General features: G+C 69.9%; 21 protein-coding genes. 6 read left to right on the forward strand and 15 right to left on the reverse strand.

Annotated features, from left to right (window positions below; all coding sequences use genetic code 11):
* Positions 1 to 57: 57 nt before the first annotated feature.
* Together typA and ACWIDZ_RS07645 are read right to left on the reverse strand one after the other, a co-directional pair.
* On the reverse strand, positions 58 to 1,890 hold the full coding sequence (gene typA / locus ACWIDZ_RS07640) for a translational GTPase TypA (protein ID WP_291780900.1): 1,833 nt from the start codon (positions 1,888 to 1,890) through the stop codon (positions 58 to 60).
* A 134-nt stretch (positions 1,891 to 2,024) separates the two neighbouring features.
* On the reverse strand, positions 2,025 to 3,071 hold the full coding sequence (locus tag ACWIDZ_RS07645; protein WP_453988059.1) for a YeiH family protein: 1,047 nt from the start codon (positions 3,069 to 3,071) through the stop codon (positions 2,025 to 2,027).
* Positions 3,072 to 3,152: 81 nt separating this feature from the next.
* On the opposite strand from ACWIDZ_RS07645, the gene ACWIDZ_RS07650 reads away from it, so the two are divergent.
* Positions 3,153 to 4,040, forward strand: a complete 888-nt coding sequence (locus ACWIDZ_RS07650) for a LysR substrate-binding domain-containing protein (RefSeq protein ID WP_453988058.1) — start codon at positions 3,153 to 3,155, stop codon at positions 4,038 to 4,040.
* 6 nt (positions 4,041 to 4,046) lie between these two features.
* On the opposite strand, the gene ACWIDZ_RS07655 is transcribed toward ACWIDZ_RS07650, so the two are convergent.
* Both ACWIDZ_RS07655 and apaG read right to left on the reverse strand, forming a co-directional pair.
* Complete coding sequence (locus tag ACWIDZ_RS07655; RefSeq protein WP_453988057.1) at positions 4,047 to 6,095, reverse strand: OPT family oligopeptide transporter; 2,049 nt, start codon at positions 6,093 to 6,095, stop codon at positions 4,047 to 4,049.
* Positions 6,096 to 6,161: 66 nt separating this feature from the next.
* Positions 6,162 to 6,569 carry a Co2+/Mg2+ efflux protein ApaG gene (gene apaG, locus ACWIDZ_RS07660; protein WP_291780909.1) on the reverse strand — a complete coding sequence of 136 codons (408 nt, stop codon included), beginning with the start codon at positions 6,567 to 6,569 and terminating at the stop codon, positions 6,162 to 6,164.
* A gap of 93 nt (positions 6,570 to 6,662) precedes the next feature.
* Between apaG and ACWIDZ_RS07665 the strand changes: the two genes are divergently transcribed.
* Complete coding sequence (locus tag ACWIDZ_RS07665; protein ID WP_452112344.1) at positions 6,663 to 7,697, forward strand: 2'-deoxycytidine 5'-triphosphate deaminase; 1,035 nt, start codon at positions 6,663 to 6,665, stop codon at positions 7,695 to 7,697.
* A gap of 192 nt (positions 7,698 to 7,889) precedes the next feature.
* On the opposite strand, the gene ACWIDZ_RS07670 is transcribed toward ACWIDZ_RS07665, so the two are convergent.
* On the reverse strand, positions 7,890 to 9,158 hold the full coding sequence (locus tag ACWIDZ_RS07670; RefSeq protein WP_453988284.1) for an MFS transporter: 1,269 nt from the start codon (positions 9,156 to 9,158) through the stop codon (positions 7,890 to 7,892).
* Between the two features lie 137 nt (positions 9,159 to 9,295).
* On the opposite strand from ACWIDZ_RS07670, the gene dapE reads away from it, so the two are divergent.
* From dapE to ACWIDZ_RS07685, 3 genes are all read left to right on the forward strand, one after another.
* A complete protein-coding gene (dapE, locus tag ACWIDZ_RS07675) occupies positions 9,296 to 10,489 on the forward strand; it encodes a succinyl-diaminopimelate desuccinylase (RefSeq protein ID WP_453988056.1) in 1,194 nt (397 codons plus the stop codon).
* A 76-nt stretch (positions 10,490 to 10,565) separates the two neighbouring features.
* Positions 10,566 to 11,030 carry a carboxymuconolactone decarboxylase family protein gene (locus ACWIDZ_RS07680; protein WP_291780921.1) on the forward strand — a complete coding sequence of 155 codons (465 nt, stop codon included), beginning with the start codon at positions 10,566 to 10,568 and terminating at the stop codon, positions 11,028 to 11,030.
* Positions 11,017 to 11,922, forward strand: coding sequence for a sigma-70 family RNA polymerase sigma factor (locus ACWIDZ_RS07685; RefSeq protein ID WP_453988055.1), 906 nt, complete (start codon positions 11,017 to 11,019; stop codon positions 11,920 to 11,922). The genes ACWIDZ_RS07680 and ACWIDZ_RS07685 overlap by 14 nt, the downstream gene beginning before the upstream one ends.
* Here ACWIDZ_RS07685 and ACWIDZ_RS07690 read toward each other — a convergent pair.
* From ACWIDZ_RS07690 to ACWIDZ_RS07700, 3 genes are read right to left on the reverse strand one after another with little or no spacing between them, the layout of a single operon-like run.
* Entirely contained in the window at positions 11,919 to 12,377 is a 459-nt protein-coding gene (locus tag ACWIDZ_RS07690; protein ID WP_338577298.1) for a YbaK/EbsC family protein, read from the reverse strand. The two genes, ACWIDZ_RS07685 and ACWIDZ_RS07690, sit on opposite strands and share 4 nt — an antisense overlap.
* Positions 12,374 to 12,589 carry a hypothetical protein gene (locus ACWIDZ_RS07695; protein WP_346485181.1) on the reverse strand — a complete coding sequence of 72 codons (216 nt, stop codon included), beginning with the start codon at positions 12,587 to 12,589 and terminating at the stop codon, positions 12,374 to 12,376. Before ACWIDZ_RS07695 ends, ACWIDZ_RS07690 begins: the two co-directional genes overlap by 4 nt.
* 1 nt (position 12,590) lies before the next feature.
* Positions 12,591 to 12,932 carry a RidA family protein gene (locus ACWIDZ_RS07700; protein ID WP_453988053.1) on the reverse strand — a complete coding sequence of 114 codons (342 nt, stop codon included), beginning with the start codon at positions 12,930 to 12,932 and terminating at the stop codon, positions 12,591 to 12,593.
* A gap of 115 nt (positions 12,933 to 13,047) precedes the next feature.
* Between ACWIDZ_RS07700 and ACWIDZ_RS07705 the strand changes: the two genes are divergently transcribed.
* Entirely contained in the window at positions 13,048 to 13,482 is a 435-nt protein-coding gene (locus ACWIDZ_RS07705; RefSeq protein WP_291780938.1) for an SRPBCC domain-containing protein, read from the forward strand.
* 28 nt (positions 13,483 to 13,510) lie between these two features.
* On the opposite strand, the gene ACWIDZ_RS07710 is transcribed toward ACWIDZ_RS07705, so the two are convergent.
* From ACWIDZ_RS07710 to cpaB, 7 genes are read right to left on the reverse strand one after another with little or no spacing between them, the layout of a single operon-like run.
* Positions 13,511 to 14,506, reverse strand: coding sequence for a type II secretion system F family protein (locus tag ACWIDZ_RS07710; protein ID WP_343830131.1), 996 nt, complete (start codon positions 14,504 to 14,506; stop codon positions 13,511 to 13,513).
* A gap of 16 nt (positions 14,507 to 14,522) precedes the next feature.
* Positions 14,523 to 15,506 carry a type II secretion system F family protein gene (locus tag ACWIDZ_RS07715; RefSeq protein WP_453988052.1) on the reverse strand — a complete coding sequence of 328 codons (984 nt, stop codon included), beginning with the start codon at positions 15,504 to 15,506 and terminating at the stop codon, positions 14,523 to 14,525.
* Positions 15,507 to 15,510: 4 nt separating this feature from the next.
* The gene (locus ACWIDZ_RS07720) at positions 15,511 to 17,106 is read right to left on the reverse strand and encodes a CpaF family protein (RefSeq protein WP_453988051.1); all 1,596 of its coding nucleotides are present in this window, start codon (positions 17,104 to 17,106) and stop codon (positions 15,511 to 15,513) included.
* A gap of 4 nt (positions 17,107 to 17,110) precedes the next feature.
* Positions 17,111 to 18,634 carry an AAA family ATPase gene (locus ACWIDZ_RS07725; protein WP_453988049.1) on the reverse strand — a complete coding sequence of 508 codons (1,524 nt, stop codon included), beginning with the start codon at positions 18,632 to 18,634 and terminating at the stop codon, positions 17,111 to 17,113.
* On the reverse strand, positions 18,631 to 19,308 hold the full coding sequence (locus tag ACWIDZ_RS07730) for a CpaD family pilus assembly protein (protein ID WP_338577293.1): 678 nt from the start codon (positions 19,306 to 19,308) through the stop codon (positions 18,631 to 18,633). Before ACWIDZ_RS07730 ends, ACWIDZ_RS07725 begins: the two co-directional genes overlap by 4 nt.
* A 5-nt stretch (positions 19,309 to 19,313) precedes the next feature.
* Positions 19,314 to 20,858 (reverse strand): type II and III secretion system protein family protein, encoded by a 1,545-nt coding sequence (locus tag ACWIDZ_RS07735; protein WP_453988048.1) that lies wholly within the window; start codon positions 20,856 to 20,858, stop codon positions 19,314 to 19,316.
* Between the two features lie 17 nt (positions 20,859 to 20,875).
* Positions 20,876 to 21,796, reverse strand: a complete 921-nt coding sequence (cpaB, locus tag ACWIDZ_RS07740) for a Flp pilus assembly protein CpaB (RefSeq protein ID WP_453988046.1) — start codon at positions 21,794 to 21,796, stop codon at positions 20,876 to 20,878.
* Positions 21,797 to 21,852 lie beyond the last annotated feature (56 nt).

The following is a 21,852-nucleotide window of genomic DNA, read 5'->3' on the forward strand; positions in this document are numbered from 1 at the left end:
CGCACAAAAAAGGCGGCCCGCCGCGGGCCGCCTTCCTCGTTTGGACAGAACGCCGGATCAGTCGGCGCGGACGCGCTTCTTGCGGAAGGAGGGGTTCAGGACCTCCTTGCGCAGGCGGATCGACTTGGGCGTGACCTCGACCAGTTCGTCTTCCTCGATATAGGCGATGGCCTGTTCCAGGCTCATCTTGCGCGGCGGGGTCAGGCGCACGGCTTCGTCCTTGCCCGAGGCGCGGACGTTGGTCAGCTGCTTGCCCTTGATCGGGTTGACGTCCAGGTCGTCGGAACGGCTGTTCTCGCCGATGATCATGCCCTGGTAGGTCTTTTCGCCGGCGCCGACGAACATGACGCCGCGATCCTCCAGATTCCACAGGGCGAAAGCCGCCGTGTCGCCGTCCGAGTTGGAGACCAGCACGCCCTTCAGGCGGCCCTCGATGGCGCCCTTGTGGCCTTCGTAGTGGGAGAAGACGCGGTTCAGCACGCCCGAGCCGCGCGTGTCGGTCAGGAACTCGCCCTGATAGCCGATCAGCGAGCGCGACGGGCACTTCAGCTGGATGCGGGTCTTGCCGGCGCCCGAGGGGCCCATGTCGGTCAGTTCGGCCTTGCGGGCCGACAGCTTCTCGATGACCACGCCCGAGAATTCGTCGTCGACGTCGATGACCACGTCCTCGATCGGCTCCTGACGCTCGCCGTTCTCGCCGGTCTGATAGACCACGCGCGGGCGGCTGATCGACAGTTCGAAGCCTTCGCGGCGCATGTTCTCGATCAGAACGCCCAGCTGCAGTTCGCCGCGACCGGCGACCTCATAGGCGTCCGAGCCCGGCGTCTCGGTGATGCGGATGGCGACGTTGGCCTCGGCTTCCTTCAGCAGGCGGTCGCGGATGACGCGCGACTGCACCTTGTCGCCTTCGCGGCCGGCCAGCGGGCTGTCGTTCACGCCGACGGTCATGGAGATGGTCGGCGGATCGATCGGCAGGGCGTCCAGCGGCTCGGTGACGTCCATGGCGCACAGGGTGTCGGCCACGGTGGCCTTGGACATGCCGGCGATGGCGACGATGTCGCCCGCTTCCGAGCCCTCGTCCAGCGGCTGGCGCTTCAGGCCGCGGAAGGCCAGGACCTTGGTGATGCGGCCCTGTTCGATGGTCTTGCCATCGCGCGACAGGGCCTTGATGGCCATGCCCGGAACCGCCTTGCCCGAGTGGATGCGGCCGGTCAGCAGGCGGCCCAGGAAGGGGTCGCTTTCGATCAGGACGTTCAGGATCTTGAACGGCTCATTGACGCGCGCCTGGGCGGCGGGGGGCGGGACGTGATCCACGATCAGGTCATACAGCGGGTGCAGGTTCTCGCTCGGCTGGGCCAGGTCCAGCGTCGCCCAGCCCGAACGGCCCGAGGCGTAGATGACCGGGAAGTCCAGCTGCTCGTCCGTGGCGCCCAGGGCGGCGAACAGGTCGAAGGTCTCGTTCAGCACGCGGTCCGGGTCGGCGTGGGCGCGGTCGACCTTGTTGATGCACAGGATGGGGCGCAGGCCCATCTTCAGCGCCTTGGTCAGCACGAACTTGGTCTGGGGCATGACGCCCTCTTCGGCGTCGACCAGCAGGACGCAGCCGTCCACCATGCCCAGGATGCGCTCGACCTCGCCGCCGAAGTCGGCGTGGCCCGGCGTGTCGATGATGTTGATGCGGGTCTCGCCGGCCTTGCCGTTCCACAGGATCGATGTGCATTTGGCCAGGATGGTGATGCCGCGCTCGCGCTCCTGATCGCCGGAGTCCATGGCGCGCTCGGTCGTCGCCTCATTGGCGCGGAACAGGCCGGACTGGGCCAGCAGGGCGTCCACCATGGTCGTCTTGCCGTGGTCGACGTGGGCGATGATAGCGACGTTACGAAGGTTCATGTCGGGCTCGGGCGGACTGTGTTCGGTCACGGATGGGCCGCGCCGCTGCAAGAAGATTGCAGAAAAGGGAAGGGTTCGGCGCGCCTCTTACAGGGATGCGGGCCAAAACGCCAGTCCGGTGCGCGTTCGACTGATCAACCCAGCGGCATGACGGCCAGCACCCCCACGGCCAGCGTGCCGATGAGCAGGGCCGACAGGGCGGCGACGGCGGCCACGCGCGGTCCGGCCCGCAGCACGGCGCGCGGATCGACCATCAGCCCCAGCGCCGCCATGGCGATCAGCGTCAGGGCCGAGACCGAGACCTGCAGCGGCGGCAGGATCGCTTCCGGCAGCCAGCCCAGCGACCGCACGGCCATCAGGGCCAGGAAGACGAGGATGAACCAGGGCGCCATCTGATGCAGCTTCGGCCCGCGCCCGCCTTCGGCCTGTTTCGAGCGCATCAGGCCCAGGATCAGGCAGACGGGACCCAGCATCAGCACGCGCACCAGCTTGACCACGGCGCCCGTCTGGACGGCGGCCAGGCCGGCGGGCGCGGCGGCGGCCAGCACCTGCGGCACGGCGTAGACGGTCAGGCCCGCCAGCACCCCGACCCGCGTGGCGTCATAGCCCATCATGGCGCCGACGACCGGAACCAGCAGCACCACGGCGATGCCCAGAACGGCGGTGAAGCCGATGGCGGCGGCCACGTCCTGGCCCTCGGCCTCGATGACCGGGGCCACGGCGGCGATGGCCGAGTTGCCGCAGATGGCGTTGCCGCAGGCGACCAGCAGGGCCATGGCGTGCGGCAGGCCGAACGCCCGCCCCAGCGCGTAGCCGCCAAGGATGGCCACGGCGACGACGCCGACGATGGTCAGCAGCAGCCAGGGCCCCAGCGCCGCCACCGCCGCGCCCGAGACCGTAGCGCCCAGCAGGGCCACGGCGACTTCCAGCAGGGTCTTGGCGCTGAAGGCGACGCCCGGCGTCCACAGCGACGACGGCGTCCAGACCAGGCGCAGTCCGGCCCCGATCAGGATGGCCAGGACCAGGCCCTCGATCCACGGATGCTCGAACAGTCGGGTCTCGACGATCTGCAGCCCATAGGCGACGGCGCCGATGGCGGCGGACAGGGCGACGCCGGGCAGGAGGCGGGCCAGGCCCGTCAGGCGGCGAGAGGGAGCGGCATGGTCGAGAGCGACGGTCATGCGGTCCTTATCCGCTCCGTCATCTGATCGATCCAACGCGTAGTTATGGACTTAACAATCGATTTGATTAATCAATAAGCCATGACGCTGGAACAGCTCCGCATCTTCGTCGCCGTGGCCGAGCGCCTGCACATGACGCGGGCGGCCGAGGCGCTGCATCTGACCCAGTCGGCGGTCAGCGCGGCGGTCAATGCGCTGGAGACGCGGCACGGGGCGCGGCTGTTCGACCGGGTCGGGCGCGGCCTGGCGCTGAACGCGGCGGGGACGGCCTTTCTGCCGGAAGCCAGGGCGGTGCTGGCGCGGACCGAGGCGGCCGAGCGGCTGCTGGACGAACTGGCGGGGCTGAAACGCGGGTCGGTGCGGCTGTTCGCCAGTCAGACCATCGCCGCCTACTGGCTGCCCCCGCGCATGGCCGCCTTCGCCCAGAGCCATCCGGGCGTGGAGCTGCATCTGTCGATCGGCAACACCCATCAGGTGGTCGAGGCCGTGCTGGCGGGCGAGGCGGAACTGGGCCTGATCGAAGGCGCCGAGGACGCGCCCCGGCTGGAGCGGACGCGGATCGGCGCCGACCGGCTGATCGTGGTGGCGGCGCCGGGGCATCCGCTGGCGGAGCGGGAACAGCCTCTGGCCGCGTCGGATCTGAAGGCTCTGGACTGGGCCTTGCGCGAGGCGGGCTCGGGCACCCGCAGCGAGTTCGAGGCGGCCCTGCCGCGCGGCATGGCCGCGTCGGACCTGAAGACGGCGCTGGTGCTGCCGTCCAATGAGGCGATCCTGACGGCGGTGGCGGCCAGCGCCGGGGACGGCGGCGGGCTGGTCACGGCGATCTCGGAATTGGCCGCCCGGCCCCTGATCGAGGCGGGGCGGCTGGTCCGCCTGCCGCTCGAACTGCCCGAGCGGCCCTTCTATCGGCTGCGCCACCGCGAGCGCAGCGCCAGTCGGGCGGCGGAGGCCTTCGCCGCCGCCCTCTAGTTCGTCTTAGACCTTGGCCGCGCGGCGACGCACCCAGGCGTAAAGGGCGTAGGTCAGGACGGCGAAGGCGATCAGACCGGCCCACATGGCGGGCCAGCCGCTGTCGGCGGGCAGCAGGGCGAAGGGCGCTTCATTCTTCGTGCCGACGATGACGGCGGCGGTGAAGACGCCGAACAGGCTCTCGCCCACGATCAGGCCGGACGCCAGCAGCACGCCCATGCGGCGGGCCACGTCGGCGTAGCGGGTCGACTTGACCGCCCGGTCGTACAGCCAGCCGCAGACGGCGCCGACGACCAGCATGGTGGTGACGGCGGCGGGCAGATAGACGCCGATCCCGGCGGCCAGCGGCGGCAGCTTGATCCGGTCGTTGGTCGTGCGGCGCAGGATGACGTCGAGGATGATGACCAGGACGCCGACCACGGCGCCGATGCCGATCAGATCCCAGCGCAGATCGCCCGAGATGACGCCCTTGGCCAGGGCCGAGATCAGGGTCGCCTGAGGCGCCGCCAGGGTCTGCGAGCCCTGGACGATGGCGGGCGGGCCGCCTTCGAAGCCGAAGGCCTGGTTCATCATGTCCAGCACGAAGGGGATGACCAGGGCGCCGGCCACCACGCCGACCAGCAGCGCCGTCTGCTGACGCCAGGGCGTGGCCTCGACCAGCTGGCCGGTCTTGAGGTCCTGCAGGTTGTCGTTGGCGATCACGGCCACGGCGAAGACCACGGCGGTGACGATCAGGGCGAAGGCGACGATGGACGGATCGGCCGGAACCCCGGCGATGGCCAGCACGCCCAGCATCAGCAGGGAGGCGATGATGATGGCCAGGATGCCGACGCCCGACACCGGGCTGTTCGACGACCCGATCAGCCCGGCCATGTAGCCGCAGATGGCGGCCACGGCGAAGCCGATGACGACGACATAGACCAGGCCGCCGATCACCAGCAGCGGGGCCGATCCGGCCAGGGCGGTGCCCTGGGCCACCACGGCCAGCAGGACGGCGATGCCGACCAGGGCGGCGACCGAGATCAGACCGACCAGTTTGATGGGCATGTCCTGCTCGGCCAGCTCCAGCGTCTCGCCATGGGCGCGGCGCGCCTGGGCGGAGATGGCCGAGGCCAGGCCGGCGGCCAGGGGTTTGGCCAGCTTGGCCAGGGTCCACAGGGCGGCGACGCCGATGACCCCGGCGCCGATGAAGCGGACCTCCTGGGCCCAGACGCTCATGGCCAGGCCCTCGGCGCCGGCTTCGGCCGCCGTCGTGGCGGCGATGGAGGGCACGCCGTGGGCGACGGCCCAGGCGGCGAACTCGGGGGAGGTCAGGATGGGCACGAAGATCAGCCAGGCCAGGACCAGGCCGAACAACTGGGTCAGGCCGACCGCCAGCCCGATCAGGTGACCGGCGCCCAGCAGGGCGAACTGCATGGAGAAGCCGACCCCGGTCGCCCCGCCGCCCAGCGCCGCGGGCAGGCGCAGGAAGGCGGCGGTCTCGGCTGCGAACACCCGGGCGGCGGCCAGGAAGCCGAACAGGGCCGAAGCGATCGCTCCGCCGATGACGACGAACAGGCCGGAACGGTTCTCGCGCACCGCCTCCTCGGTCTGGTCCGCGCCGGGCGAACCGACCTTCAGCACCTCGGCGGCGGCGACGCCCTCGGGGTAGGGCAGGCCGCCCTGAACGACCAGGGTGCGGCGCAGGGGAATGGAGAAGGTCACCCCCAGCACCCCGCCCAGGACGCAGATCATCACCGACTCCCAGAAGGGGAAGTTCATCCACCAGCCGATCATCACCAGACCGGGCAGGACGAAGATGATGGCGCTCATCGAGCCGCCGACCGAGGCGACGGTCTGGACCGTCATGTTCTCCCAGATGGTCGAACCGCGGAACGCCCGCAGCAGGGCCATGGAGATGACCGCCGCCGGAATGGCCGAGGCGAAGGTCAGGCCGACCTTCAGCCCCAGATAGGTATTGGCCGCCGTGAAGACCGCCGCCAGCAGACACCCCAGGATCAGGGCGCGGATGGTCAGTTCTATGCGTTTGCCGGTTCCGGCGGGGGTGTCCGTCATGCGGGAGCCTCGTGAATGTGCGGCGAGGCTAAGCCTGAAAGCCGGGCTGTGACAACGGGGCGCAGGCTAGTTCAGGACGCGCCGGGAATCCGGCACGTCCAGACTGAAGGCCGGAATGGCGGCTTCGAACATCCGACCTTCGGCGTCCTGCATGAAATAGGCGCCGACCATGGAGCCCGAGGGCGTCGTCAACGGACAGCCCGAGGCGTAGGCGTAGCTGTCGCCCGGCTCGATCAGCGGCTGCTCGCCGACCACGCCGGGACCGCGCACCTCCTCGACCCGGCCCAGGGCGTCGGTGATGGTCCAGCGCCGGGCCACCAGCTGCACCGGGCCGCCGCTCAGATTGACGATCTCGACCTGATAGGCCCAGACCCAGCGCCCCTCGGCCGGGTCTGACTGGCCCGCCAGGTAGGAGGGGCGGACGCGAACGACGACGCCTTCGGTCTCGGCGGAGTAGGCAGGAGCGGAGTGCATGCGCTATATGCAGCCCGCCGTACGCGGGGTTCAAGCGTCTGTCGTCGCCGACAAGCTACACAGACGAGAAAATCCGTGTGAGAACAGGACGGCATGACCAGCTTTCAGATTCCCGCCCGCGCCGGCATCCTTCCCTTCCAGGGCATTGAGACCCTGATCGCGGCGGGCGCCATCGCCTCCGACACCCCGTTCGACGTCGATCAGGTCCAGCCCGCCAGCCTGGACCTGCGCCTGTCGGATCAGGCCTGGCGCGTGCGCGCCTCCTTCCTGCCCGGTCAGCGCAAGGTCGAGGCGCGCATCGCCGACGTCGCCATGCACGCCATCGACCTGTCGGGCGGCTATGTGATGGAGAAGGGGTGCGTCTATATCGCCCGCCTGCAGGAGCGCCTCAGCCTGCCCAAGGGGCTGAACGCCCGCGCCAATCCGAAGAGCTCGACCGGCCGCGTCGACGTCTTCGTGCGCCTGTTGACCGATCAGGGCGGCAGCTTCGACGATGTGGACGAGGGCTATGACGGCCCGCTGTATCTCGAGATCGCGCCCCAGACCTTCTCCATCCTGGTCAAGCCGGGCACGCGGCTGAACCAGCTGCGCCTCAAGGCGGGCGAGCCGCCCAAGCTGGAGACCCGCAGCGTCGGCGTCGACCTGCGCGCGGGCGACAACGGCGTCGTCGGCTATCGCGGCCGCCGTCACGCGGGCGTGGTCAACATGGACCACATCGACGGCCATGACCCGCGCGACTTCTGGGAGCCGCTGACCCTGCGCCGGGGCGAACTGCTGCTGGATCCGGGCGAGTTCTACATCCTGGCCTCGTCGGACGATGTGGAGATTCCGGTCGATCAGGCCGCCGAGATGACCCCGATCGACCCCTCGGTCGGCGAGTTCCGCGTCCACTACGCCGGCTTCTTCGACCCCGGCTTCGGCACGGACGAGGCGCACGGCGCCGGCTCCAAGGGCGTGCTGGAGGTCCGCACCCACGACACCCCCTTCCTGCTGGAGCACGGCCAGATCGTCGCCCGACTGGTCTATGAGCCGCTGACCGAGCGGCCCTCGCGCCTCTACGGCGAGGGCGGCAGCCACTACCAGAGCCAGGGGCTCAAGCTGTCGAAACACTTCCGCCCCTGGGGCTGATCTCATCCTTCTCCCCTTGTGGGAGAAGGTGGGCGCCGAAGGCGCGCGGATGAGGGGTGTGAGCGCTGCGGTCAGCCGATCGCGGCGCTTTTTTTATGCGCCGCACGACGAGCGACGCCGCCGCCACCCCTCATCCGTCATGCTTCGCATGCCACCTTCTCCCACAAGGGGAGAAGGGTCGTTCTGAGCGCATCAGGTCAGCTTGTTCGCCTTCCTCAGACTGGGGAAGACCCTGGCCCAGACCCCGGTCGCGGCCAGGGCGCCGAAGCCGCCAAACACCGCCGCCCCGATCGGGCCGAGCAGGCGCACCATGACGCCGGAATAGGCCTCGCCCAGCTCGTTGGAGGCGCCGATGAACAGCATGGACACCGACGACACCCGCCCGCGCATGTGATCGGGCGTGGCCAGCTGGATCAGGGTCTGGCGGATGTTGACGCTGATCATGTCCGCCGCTCCGCCCAGGAACAGCACCGCCCCTGACAGCCAGACGCTCTTGGACAGGCCGAAGATCAGGGTGCAGACGCCGAACACGGCCACCGCCCCGAACATCCACCGCCCGCCGTGACGCACGATGGGGAAGCGGCTGAGGTAGAGGGCCATGATCAGCGCCCCCACCCCGAACGAGGCCCGCAGCAGGCCGAAGCCGATCGCGCCGACATGCAGGATGTCGCGCGCGAAGATCGGCGTCAGCAGCGCCACCCCGGCCAGCAGGACGACGACCAGGTCCAGGGAGATGGCGCCCAGGACGATCTTGGTCTTCCAGACATAGGCGAGGCCTTCCCTGACCTGCTGCACCGGGCCCAGTTTGGATGGATCGACCTGGGGCTTGCCTCGGGTGCGGATCAGCAGGAAGCAGGCGACCGCCACCAGGAACAGCCCCAGGGCCGAGGCGTAGGCCAGGGGCACCGACAGGCCGACGATGACCCCGCCCAGGGCCGGTCCGGCGATGGCGCCGGTCTGGAAGGCGATGGACTGGGCGGCGATGGCGGGCGGCAGGGCCTTGCGTCCCACCACCATCGGCAGGAAGGCCTGGCTGGCCGGGGCCAGGAAGGCGCGCGCCGCGCCGAAGACGGCGGCGACCGCCAGCAGGCCCCACAGGGGCGGCGAGCCGTGCAGCGCCATCATCAGGAAGGCGCTCGCGCACATCCCCTCGACGATGATCGACAGGGTGACGGTGTGCTTGCGGTCGTGTCGGTCGGCCATGGCCCCGGCCGGCAGGGTGAAGGCCAGCAGCGGCAGGAACTGGCACAGGCCCACCAGCCCCAGATAGAGGCTGGCCTGTTCGATCGGATGATCGCGCCGGGCGATCTCATAGACCTGCCACAGCAGGGCCGAGGACTGGATCTGGATGCCCAGAACCGCCACCATCCGGCCCAGCCACAGCAGGCGGAAGTCGCCGATGCCCCAGGGACTGGACGGGCCGCCGTCATGAGAGGAACCGGGCGGCGGTCCAGGCGGCAGCGGCGGCTGGGGCGGAACCGTCGGGGCGGAATCGATGCTTTCGGTCGTCACGGTCGTGGTGCGTCTTCAAACAAGGGGCGCTGTCGCGGCCGTCGGGCCTTCTCGCGGATGCGGGATATGCCTAAAGCAATAGCCTCATGAACGCCGCATCACATTCCGTCATCGATCCTGTCGACCTGACCCGCGACCTGATCCGCATCCCCTCCGTCACCCCCGCCGACGAAGGGGCGATGGACGTGTTGGAGCGCGCCCTGACCGGCCTGGGCTTCACCTGCCGCCGCATGGTGTTCGAGGGGCCGAGCGGCGTGGGCCACGACGCCCGGATCGAGAACCTCTACGCCCGGCGCGGGACCGCCTCGCCCAACCTCTGCTTCGCCGGCCACACCGACGTGGTGCCGATCGGCGATCTGAAAGCCTGGAGCGCCGGACCGTTCGAGGGCGAGACCCGCGACGGCGTCCTCTATGGCCGGGGCGCCGTGGACATGAAGGGCGGCGTCGCCGCCTGGGTCGCCGCCGTCTCGCACGTCCTCGCCCAAGGCGAGATCGAGGGCTCCCTGTCCTTCCTGATCACCGGCGACGAGGAAGGCCCGGCCCTGCACGGCACCAAGCGGGTGGTCCAGACCCTGGCCGCCGAGGGCGAGGTCATCGACGCCTGCGTGGTCGGGGAACCCTCCTCGGCCCACCACCTGGGCGACATGATCAAGGTCGGGCGGCGCGGCTCGCTGAACACCTGGATCACCGTCCACGGCAAACAGGGCCACGTCGCCTATCCCGACCGCGCCGCCAATCCGGCCCCGGTCATCGCTCGCCTGCTGGCCCGGCTTGACGCTCACGTCCTCGACGAGGGCTACCCCGAGTTCCCGCCGTCGAACCTTGAGATCACCACCATCGACGTGGGCAATCCGGCGACCAACATCATCCCGGCCGAAGCGAAGGCGCGGCTCAATATCCGCTTCAACCCGACCCACACCGGCGACGGTCTGATCGACTGGCTGAACCGCGAGGCGGGCGCGCTTCAGGCCGAGACCGGCCTGCAGATCGAGCTGGAGCACATGTGCTCGGGCGAAGCCTTCCTGACCGAGCCGGGCGTCTTCGTCACGGCGGTGCAGGACGCCGTCGAGGCGACGCTGGGCCGCCGCCCTGAGGCCTCGACCACCGGCGGCACCTCGGACGCCCGCTTCATCCGCGCCCTGTGTCCGGTGCTGGAGCTGGGTCTGGTCGGCCAGACCATGCACCAGGTCGACGAGCGCGTGCCCGAGGCCGACCTGCGCGCCCTGAGCGACGCCTATGAACGCGTCATCACGACAGTGCTGGAGCGTCTGAAGCCCTGATCCGCCGGGTCATGTCACAGCCCGACGGTCTGTCTCGTCATGGAGGGACGCGCACTCAAGCCACAGGAGCCACGACATGACACCGCGCATCGCCAACCCCGCCAAGGCCGCCCCCGACGTCTATCAGGCGATGGTGCGGCTGGAGCAGGCCGTCGCCGCCAGCGGCCTGGAGCATAGCCTTCTGGAACTGCTGAAGATCCGCGTCTCGCAGATCAACGGCTGCGCCTATTGCCTGCACATGCACACCGCCGACGCCCGCAGGGCGGGTGAGAGCGAGGTGCGTCTGCATCTGCTCGCCGCATGGCGGGAATCCTCGCTGTTCAGCCCGCGCGAACGCGCCGCCCTGACCTGGGCCGAGAGCCTGACGCGCATCGAACAGTCCCAGGCGTCGGATGCGGACTATGCCGTGTTCAAGGCCGAGTTCAGTGAAGCCGAGCAGGTGAAGCTGGCCTTCGCTATCGGGGCGATCAACGTCTGGAACCGGCTCGCCGTCGGCTTCCGCTCGGCCCATCCGGCAGGCCCGGCGCGTGTCGCGGCCTGATCCCTCGACCGAAGTCTTCGAGGCGCATCGGCCCCGGCTGACGCGCCTCGCCTACCGCATGCTCGGCTCCCTGGCCGAGGCGGAAGACGTGACGCAGGAGGCCTGGCTCCGATGGAGCCGGGTCGACCCGGCCGAGATTCGCGAGCCCGGCGCCTGGTTGACGCGCACCACCACCCGCCTGGCGCTGGACCTGCTGAAATCCGCCCGCGTGCGGCGCGAGACCTATGTCGGCGCCTGGCTGCCCGAGCCGCTGATCACCGGGCCGGAGGCGGACGCCGAGGTCTTCGCCGATGATCTGACCCTGTCCCTGATGACCGCCATGGAGCGGCTGTCGCCCCTGGAGCGCGCCGCCTTCCTTCTTCATGACGTGTTCGATGTCGGCTTCGACGAGGTGGCGACGACGCTGGAGCGCGATCCCGCTTCGGTGCGGCAACTGGCCAGCCGCGCCCGCCGCCATATCCGGGAGGCCCGCCCCCGCTACGCCGTGGAGCCGCAAGAGGGCGAACGCATCGCCCGCGCCTTCTTCGACGCGGCGCGATCCGGCGACATGGCCGCCCTCGGCGCCCTTCTGGTGGACGAGGCGACGCTGAAGTCGGACGGCGGGGGCAAGGTGATCGCCTTCCACAACGCCATTCAGGGCGCGTCGAAGCTGTTGCGGCTCTACGCCGGCCTGCACCGCAAATACGGTCAGGAAGGTTCGGAAATGCTCCGTCCCGTCTGGATCGACGGCCTGCCCGGCTACATCAGCCTGGAGCGCGGCCGCATCCTGCAGACGACGGCCCTGACCATCGTCGACGGCCGGGTGGTCGAGGTCTTCATCACGCGGAATCCGGACAAGCTGGCGCGCATCGCCGCGCTTCTGGATCGGAACTCGCCGCCGGCGTCGACCTAGCGGCAGGCGTCGACCCATTCGGCGTCGGTCAGCGCGGCCATCCGCTCAGGGGCGATGCGGACGGCCGAATGGATGGCGCCGGCCGCCGGGATCACCACGTCCCAGGCCTTCAGCGAGGCGTCGCAATAGACCGGCAGGGGCGTCGCCAGGCCGAAGGGGCAGACGCCGCCGACAGGGTGGCCGGTCACGCCCTCGACCTCTGAGAGGTCCAGCATCCTGATCTTGCCGCCGAAGGCCGCCTTGGCCTTGGCGTTGTCCAGCCGCGCGTCGCCCGCCGTGACCAGAAGGACGACGCGGTCGCCTGCGCGCAGGGACAGGGTCTTGGCGATCTGGCCCGGTTCGACGCCGTGGGCGGCGGCCGCCTCGGCCACCGTGGCGGTGCTGACGTCCAGTTCGATGACGGCGACGTCGGGCGCCTTTTGCGCGAAGAAGGCGCGGACGCTGTCCAGGCTCACGGCTTTTGCGCCGCTTCCAGCCGGGCGATGCGGCGGTCCATGTCGGCGACCTGCTCCTTCAGCCGCTGCGCCTCGGACGCCATGTCGACCGGCGTGCCGTCGTCATAGGTCAGCTGCGCCCCCTTCTCGATCAGGTCGAGGCGATACAGGGCGGTGACGCGGGTCGCCTTGAACCGCTCCAGCTCGCTTTCCGGGGAGATGACGCGGGCCATGTCAGCGCGCCGCCACGACGACGACTTCGACGAGGTAATTGGGCGTGGCCAGCTTCGCCTCGCAGGTGGCGCGGGCGGGCGGGTGGGCCGGATCGACCCAGGCGTCCCAGACGGCGTTCATCGCCTCGAAATCGGCGATGTCGGCCAACCAGACCTGGGCCGACAGGATCTTCGTCTTGTCGCTGCCGCATTCGGCCAGGATCGCCTCGACCTCGGCCAGGGCGGTGCGCGTCTGGGCGGCGACGTCCTCGCCCGGCTCGCCGACCTGTCCGGCCAGGTAGACGGTCTGGCCGTGGATCACGGCCTGGCTCATGCGGTTGTCGGGCTGGATGCGGGTGATCATGACGGCTCCTTGCACTGAGGCCCGGACTTAACGCGGCGGGGCGGCTGCTCCAAGGACAAAGGCCGGACGCCGCGCCGTCTTCCTAAACGCGAAAAGCCGTGTCACAGGAAGCGCCATGGAAACGATCCGCATCGAGAACCGCATCGGCGTGCGCGCCACGGCCGAACGCCTCTGGGAAGTGCTGACGGACTTCGGCGGCTGGAACCGCTGGAATCCGCATGAGGTCGAGGTCGAGGGCGCCCTGGGCTTCGGCGCGCCGATCAGCCTGACGGAACGCCTGCCGGACCTGGGCGAACGGCAGGTGCAGGCGAGGCTGGGCGAATGGGAGCCCAACGCCCAGCTGGTCTGGATCGAGCGTCGCGGCTTCCTGTTCCGCACCCTGCGCTACTATGAGATCGAGGAGCTGGAGCGGGGAGCCTGCATCGTGTCGCACGGCACGGTCTTCACCGGCCTGCGCGCCGAACTGTTCCACGACAAGCACCGCCCTCGCATCCGCCCGGCCTATCAGGCCATCAGCGAGGCCCTGAAGCGGACCGCCGAGGAAGGCTGAGGTCCCGGACGGCTGCGTCAGCGACGGCTCAGCCGCCCTTCATCATGTCCTGGATGTTGATGATGGCCGGACCCAGGATGACCACGAACAGCACCGGCAGGAAGAACAGGATCATCGGCACGGTCAGCTTGGCGGGCAGGGCGGCGGCCTTCTTCTCGGCGGCGGCCAGGCGCAGGTCGCGATTCTCCTTGGCCATGACGCGCAGGGCCGACCCCAGCGGCGTGCCGTAGGTCTCGGCCTGGGTCATGGCGGTGGCCACGGCCTTGATGCCCGGATGCTGGGTCCGCTTGGCCATGCCCTCATAGGCCATGCGCCGGTCCGGCAGATAGCTGAGCTCGGCCGAGAGCAGGGACAACTCCTCGGCCAGTTCGATCGACTGGCCGCCGACCTCCTGGCTGACCTTCTGGATGGCCGCCTCGATCGACATGCCGGACTCCACGCAGATCAGCAGCAGGTCGAGCGAGTCCGGGAAGGCCGCCACGATCGAGGCCCGCCGCTTGTCGATCAGGTTCTTCAGATAGATGTTCGGCGCATAGAAGCCGACGCCCGCCGCCCCGACCACGAAGGCGATCAGGGTGGTCAGGGGCAGGTCCGGCTTGACGACGCCGAACAGATAGAAGGCCGTCAGCGCCATCAGGATGAAGGGGGTGGCGAAGCGGAAGAAGTAGAAGGTGTTCAGCGGCCTCGGCCCGCGGAAGCCCGCCTGGATCATGTTGTCGGCGACCTTGGGGTCTTCCAGCAGCTTCATCAGGTTCAGCCGGGCGACCACACGGCTGCGGAAGCTGTCGTCGGTCTGGCGCAGGCTGGCGCCTTCGCCGCCCGCCGCGCCGCCGCGCATGGCCTGGCGCGAACGGCGCCGCAGTTCCTCGCGGCGCTCGGCCACCGCCTTCATCCGCTTGTCCAGGCGCGGCCCGCCGTCGACGAAGGAGGACAGAAGCGTCAGCACGCTGGCGAAGACGGCCACGCCCACCCCGATGCTGAGCAGGTTCTGCGGGTCGGTGATGAAGCGCATGAAGCCGTTCACGGTCGTCGCTCCCTCGTCAGAACTTGAAGTTGATCATGCGCTTCATCACGAAGACGCCGATCGCCATCCACAGGCCCGCGCCCATCAGCATGACCTGGCCGCGGATGTCGGTGAACATCAGCAGCATGTAGCTGGGGCTCGAGAGCATCACGAGGATCATCACCGCCGGAGGCAGGGAGGCGATGATGCCGGCCGAGGCGATGGCCTCGGACGACAGGGCCTTGATCTTCTCGACCATCATTCTTCGGGCCCGCAGCACCGAGGTCAGGTTGCCCAGGGCCTCGGCCAGGTTGCCGCCCGACTTCTGCTGGATGGCGATGACGATGGCGAAGAATTTCAGCTCCGGCGTCGGGATGCGCTCATACATCTTGTCCAGGGCCTGGGCGAGCGTCAGCCCCACCCCCATGCCCTCGACCAGCAGGCGGAACTCCCCGGCCAGGGGCTCGGGACTCTCGCGGGCGATGATCTTGAAACAGTCGTGCACCGGCAGGCCGGTCTTGATGCCGCGCACCAGGATGTCGACCGCATCGGCGAAGGCCAGGGAGAATTTCTTCATCCGCGCCTTGGCCTTGAAGCCGACGATCCAGCGCGGCAGGCCCAGGCCTGCGGCCACGCCGCCGCCCAGGACGATGAGGATGTTGGCCCCCAGCACGAAGGCCAGAAACGCCCCGACCAGGCCCGCGACCACGCTGATGATGACGAAGGTCCGCATCGACAGGGTCAGGCCCGCCTGCTTCAGCTTGGCCGCCATGGTCAGGCGCGCCTTGCGCTCGCGCCGATCGACCTCCTGAAGCTGCTGCAGGATCTGTTTGCGCCGGGCCTCGGGCGTATTGGCCGCAGCGGCGCGCTTGGCGCTCGCGGCCGCCTCGGCCCGAACCCCGCCCATGGTCTTGGCGCGCTTGACCGCCTGGCCCGAGGAATCGTCGCCGCCGACCAGAACCCAGCCGACGCCGCCGATGGTGATGAAGGCCAGGACCGCCGCCAGGATGGGAAGCAGCATCGCCCTACTCCGCCGCGTCCAGGGCTTCGGCCAGTTCGCGTTCCAGCCCGTAGTAGCGGGCGCGGTCCCAGAAGCGCGGACGAGCGATGCCGGTCGAGCGGTGACGCCCGGTGATCTTGCCGTGCGCGTCCTCGCCGGTGATGTCGTAGACGAACAGGTCCTGGGTGACGATGACGTCGCCTTCCAGCCCCACCACTTCGGTGATGTGGGTGATGCGCCGGCTGCCGTCGCGCAGGCGCGCGGCCTGGACAATGACGTCGATGGAGCCGACGATCATCTCGCGGATGGTCTTGGACGGCAGGCCGTAGCCGCCCATGGTGATCATGGATTCCAGACGGCTGATCGCCTCACGCGGGCTGTTGGCGTGCAGGGTGCCCATCGAACCGTCGTGGCCGGTGTTCATGGCCTGCAGCAGGTCGAAAGCCTCAGGACCGCGCACCTCGCCGACGATGATGCGTTCGGGGCGCATCCGCAGGCAGTTCTTGACCAGGTCGCGCATGGTGATCTGGCCCTGGCCCTCCAGGTTCGGCGGGCGGGTCTCCAGACGCACGACGTGCGGCTGCTGCAACTGCAGCTCGGCGGCGTCCTCGCAAGTGATGACGCGCTCGGTCGGGTCGATGAAGGCCGTGAGGGTGTTCAGCAGGGTGGTCTTGCCCGAACCCGTGCCGCCCGAGATGACCAGATTGCATCGCGCCGCGCCGATGACGCCCAGCACCCGCGCGCCCTCGGGACTGATGGAGGCGAACTCCACCAGGTTGCGCATCGTCAGCTTGTCCTTCTTGAACTTGCGGATCGTCAGCGTCGGACCGTCGATGGCCAGCGGTGGGGCGATGACGTTGACGCGGCTGCCGTCGGGCAGGCGGGCGTCGCAGATCGGAGAGCTTTCGTCGACGCGGCGGCCGACCTGGGACACGATCCGCTGGCAGATGTTCATCAACTGGCCGTTGTCGCGGAAGCGGACATTGGTCAGTTGCACCTTGCCGCCGACCTCGATGAAGACCCGGCCTGCGCCGTTGACCATGATGTCGGCGATGTCGTCGCGCGCCAGCAGCGGCTCCAGCGGACCATAGCCGAGGACGTCGTTCAGGATGTCCTGGACCAGGTGCTCCTGCTCGGCCACCGACATGGAGACGTTCTTGATCGCCACCAGTTCGGAGACGATGTCGCGGATTTCCTCGGACGCCGCCTTCTGGTCCAGCTGCGCCAGCTGGGCCAGGTCGATGGTGTTCATCAGGGCGTTGAAGATGGTGGTCTTCGTCGCGTGATAATAGTCGCTCTGCTCGCGCACGATCTCGGCGACGGCCTGGGCCTTCTTGAGCTGCTCCAGACCCGGCGTGGCGCGGGGACCGGCCGCCGGAGCTGCGCCTGGCGCGCCGGTCGGGGCGGGCTCGGGCTTGCGGCCCAGCAGTCCGTCCAGGGCGTCCAGCCGGTCGCTGCGCGGAGCGGCGGCAGGCGGCGGCGTCAGAGGGTCCAGGTCGTCGGCGGAGAAGCCGTCGACCGGCTCGGGCGCGGGACGCGGCTGCGCTTCCGGCGCGACGGCTGGGGCGGGCCGCGGCGCGGCGGGAGCGAGGCCCGGTTGTGCTGTCCGCTTGCCGAACACGACCTCAGGACTTCTTGCTGAACAGGGAGCCGAGCAGGGAGCCGCTTCCCTTGGCGGCCGGCCTGGGCCGGCCCGCCGCGCGCGCGGACGCGGCCGGCAGTTCGCGGCGCGAGACGATCTGGGCCAGGGTCTCGAAGGCCTCGGCCGCCTTGGTCCTGGCGGCGGCGTCGACGATCATCTGGCCGTTGTTGGCGGCCGCGCCGAACACCTTGGCGTCGAAGGGGATGCTGAGGCTGGGATGGACGCCCAGGGCCGCGCCGAAATCCTTGGCCGGAATCTCGGGCCGACCCGGCATCCCCACCTGGTTCAGAACCAGGCGCGGCGGGGCGTCGTTGGGACGGCCCTGCTTGATCAGGTCGATCATGTTCTTGGCGTTGCGCAGCGAGGCCAGGTCCGGGGTCGCCACCACCACCACCTCGTCCGCCGCAATCAGCGCCCGGCGCATCCAGCCCGACCACAGGTGCGGCAGGTCCAGCACCACGAAAGGCGCCGTGGCGCGGATGCGGGTGGTGACCTCCTCGAAGGCCTCGGCGCCGATGTCCCAGTCGGTCTCCAGGGTGGCGGGCGCCGCGAACAGGCTCAGCTTGTCGGTGCAGCGGACCATCATCCGGTCCAGCAGGGTGGCGTCCAGGCGATCGGGCTGACTGAGGGCGTCGGCCACTCCGTTCAGCGGGTCCTGATTGAAGTCCAGCCCCGCCGTGCCGAACGGCAGATCATAGTCGACGATGACGGTGTTGACGCCGATCCGCTCGCTCATGGCGTAGGCGGTGTTGTGCGCCACGGCCGAGGCCCCGGCCCCGCCGCGCGCGCCGACGAAGGCGATGGTGCGGCCGACGAAGGGCTGGGCCGGGTCGGCGAACAGGCCCCCGATGGCGGCGATCAGCTGCAGCGGCTGGACCGGCGCCACCAGATATTCACTGACGCCGCGCCGCATCAGTTCGCGGAACAGCAGGATGTCGTTGGTCGCGCCGATGATGACGACCTTGGTGCCCGCGTCGCAGACCTGGGCCAACTGGTCGATCTCGGCCAGCAGGTCCTGCGGCGCCTTCAGGCTCTCGACGATGATCAGGGGCGGCGTCGGCTCGGCCTGATAGGCCTCGATCGCCGCCTGAACGCCGCCGAGGCGGATCTGGGTCGTGGCGCGCGCCATGCGGCGGTCCTGGCCTGCGCGCTCGGCGGCGGCGGCCGTGTCCTGACGCTCGGCGAAGATGTGCACGCCGATGCGGGGGATCGACACCTCGACCGAGGCCGGGCCGCCCAGCGTCAGGGCCGTCGACGGCTCCAGCGCGGGCAGGGCCGCCACCACGGGCTCGGCGGCGGCAGGGGCGGACACGGGCGGTTGCGACCGAATGGCCGTCTCGGTCTCGTCGCGCATCCGCCCGACCGGATCAAAGGCGTCCGCCGCCCGGTCCAGGGCCGCAGGCGCGACGTTCGGCGCGGGGTGCAGGTCCATGAAGTCGTCGTCGAGATCGAACCCGTCGAGGGCGTCGAAATCCTGTGTCGGGAAGGGCTTGGGCGCGGACGTCATTGCACCGCCTGCGAAATCTTGGTCTGCGAGATCAGCGCCTCGCGCTGGGCGGCGGTCTGCGCGCCCTCGCGATAGGCGTCGAACACCACGGAGCGACGGCCCGCGTCGGCCGGCGTCATGGCGCGCGGGGCGACGATGTCGCGCGGATCGGCGATCTGGGCGGCCAGGTTGGCGGTGACGGCGCACCCGAAGTTGGAGGCCGATTGATTGTCGCCGGTGCGGCCCAGATTGCCCCATTGGGCTCCACACTGCGGCACGACCGCCTGCACGGTCTCGAAGCCGACCAGGACCGGCGCCCTCGGATCCGGCGCGGCGTAGCCGACCAGCTGGATGCGCTCGCCGGGCACGCCCGCCGCCTCGAACGCCGCCTTGACGTTCCAGGCCGCCTGGGCCGCCGCCGGATCGCCGCCCGCCGGGGCCTCGATGACCAGAACGGGCGCCCCTTCCATGGCGAAACGGCCGACCAGGGCGTCCAGGGCGGCGCGCTGATTGGCCGACAGGCCGGTCTCGTGCACCGCCAGGGCGATGCGGTCCAGGCCCGGCTCGACCTGAAGCGAGAAGCGCGAGGTCGGGGTCAGCGGCGGCTCGCCGCCCAGGCTGGCCGGGCCGCCCACGCAGGCCGACAGCGTCAGGCTCAGGCCCAGAACGGCGGAGATGGAGGCGGTGCGGATCATGGCGCTCACTCGATCACATAGCCGACAGGACCGCGCCAGCCGGCGCCGGGCTGGGCCGCCGGGGCGGGCGAGCCGTAGACCTGGTTCAGCTGGCCGAAGAAGATGGTCTGGGCGTCCTGGGCGATGCGCAGGCCGTCGGCGGGCGTCTGCATCCGCCCCGGCGACGTCGGGTTGACGATATAGGGTTCGACGATGACCACCAGTTCGGTCTCGCCCATCACATAGTCGCGCGACCTGAACAGCTGGCCCAGCACCGGCAGGTTGGTCATGCCCGGCAGGGCGTCGATCGCCTGGCGCGTCGATTCCTGCAGCAGGCCCGCGATCATCATCGACCCGCCCGAGGGCAGTTCGATGGTGTTCTCGCTGCGCCGCACGCTCAGGCCCGGCAGGGTGATGGAGGACGGCGTGCCCGCGCCGATGGTAAGGCCCCCGTTGGGCGTCAGCTCCGACACCTCGACCTTGACCTGCAGGCTGATGCGTCCTTCCGACAGGACCACCGGCCGGAACGACAGACCGACGCCGTAGGGCTTGTATTCGACCGTGACCTGGCCTTCGCGATCACGTCCGGCGGGGACGGGGAACTCGCCCCCGGCCAGGAAGCTGGCCGCCTCGCCGTTGACCGAGGTCAGGTTGGGCTCGGCCAGCGTCCGCACCAGGCCGACGCGCTCGAAGGCCTTGAGCATGGCCTCGCCCTTGTTCAGCCCGTCCGAACCGGGGCCGGTTCCGGGCTGGGCCGTGTCCCAGTTGGCGGGGTCGCCGGGGCTGCCGTCGACCGTGACCGGGCACATGGAGCCCTCGGGCCAGCCGGGACCGCAGGGCACCTGCATCTGGAAATTCTTGGTGGTGTCGCGCGCGATCCCGCCCGCCAGCCCGCCCAGGAAGGAGCCGTTCACGCCCCAGGTGGCGCTGTTGCCCAACAGCCATTGGGTGTCGCCGACCCGGCCGATCACCGCCTGGGTGTCGAAGCCGAGCTGTTTGATGGCGTTGCGCTGCACCTCGACCACGCGCACCTTCAGCGTCACCTGGTCCGAGCCGGCGACGGCGATCATGTTCATGACCTTTTCAGGGGCGCTGACGAAGGCGCGCGCCACCTGGGCGGCGCGGTCGGCCTCGGCCGGGCTGGCGGCCACGCCGGTCAGGATGATGCTGTCGTTGACCGCCTCGGCGCGCAGGTTGGAGCCCGGCGCCACGCGCGCCAGCGTGTCCTGAAGCGCGCTGACCCCTGCATCGACGCGAACGCGCAGGGCCAGGATGGTGCGGCCGCCCGCATCCAGGAAGACGGCGTCCGTCTCGCCCCCCGCCAGGCCGATCATGGTGATCCGCCGGGGCGAATGCAGCATGGCCTCGGCCACGGTGGGATTGGAGATGATGACGTCGCGCGCATCGGTCGGCAGGTCGACGGCGAAGGAGGTCCCGCGCGGCAGATTGACCAGCTGGGGGGCCGAGCCTGCGGTGATCGCCGCGCGCGTCTGGGCCCTGGCGCCTTCCGACGCCGCCGAACCGCCCAGGGCGATCAGAGCGGCGCAGGCGGCGAAGGCGAAACGATTCATGCCCGATAGCCTCGTCCTCATGGCGTCGTCACCGTCTCGACCTGGCCCTCGCGATAGATTTTCACGACCGAACCGCCGCTCGCCGCGCGAGCGCCTCGAACCGCGCCCGGCACATGGCCCGACGGCCCGGCCGTATCGGCGTAGGAGCGCAGCACCAGCGACAGGTCGCCTTCGGACTTGGCCAGGGCCAGGACCTCGGCGTCGCGGCCGGTCAGCTCCAGGGTGGCGGTGGCGCCGACCACCGCCTTCTCGTCCTCGGCGGCGCGGGTGCTCTGGTCGATGGCCAGGACCTTGACGTTGCGCATCACGGTGGCGGCCGAGTATCGCGTTCCGCCGTCGTCGCCCGAGCCCTTGACCTCGCGCGTCAGCAGGACGTCCACCCGGTCGCCAGGCAGGATGAAGCCGCCCGCAGCGGTCTCGACCGTGACGCGGATCGCCATGGCCCGCATCCCCGGCTCCAGATAGGCGGCCATGTAGCCGCTGTCCCCGGCGCGCACGATCTTGCGCGCCACCAGGGGCTCTCCGGCTAGGACGGTTTCGCGCACCACGGCGCCGATGTAGTCGCCCTTGGCCCCCGGCGTGTTCAGTTCGGCGACGGCCTTCATGGCGCGCTCCACCGTGGCGCTCTTGCCGTCAGCGGCGGCGTTCTCGGCGGCTGCGCCTTCCGCCTTGGGCGCTGGCGGCGGACCGTCGGTGATGAAAAGAGGGTTGAGTTCGTCGACCGGCCAGTCCTTCCAGCTCAGGTCGGCCTCGGTCAGGCGTCGGCCCGGCTCCAGATCCCGCGCGGCGACCAGCACCCGAGCCATGGGCCGCGTCTCGACGGCGGCCGATGCGGTCGCTGTCGGCTGTCCCGACGATCCCATGGCGCGCACGACCAGGGCCAGGCCGATGGCTGCAAGGGCTGCAACGCAGATGACGGCGATCTTGGCGGGTTTCATCCAGTCTCTCCGGCAGACGCGATCGCGCGAACCCGGATGATCCGCCCCCTGCCTGT

It is taken from the genome of Brevundimonas sp. NPDC055311, from assembly GCF_053645695.1.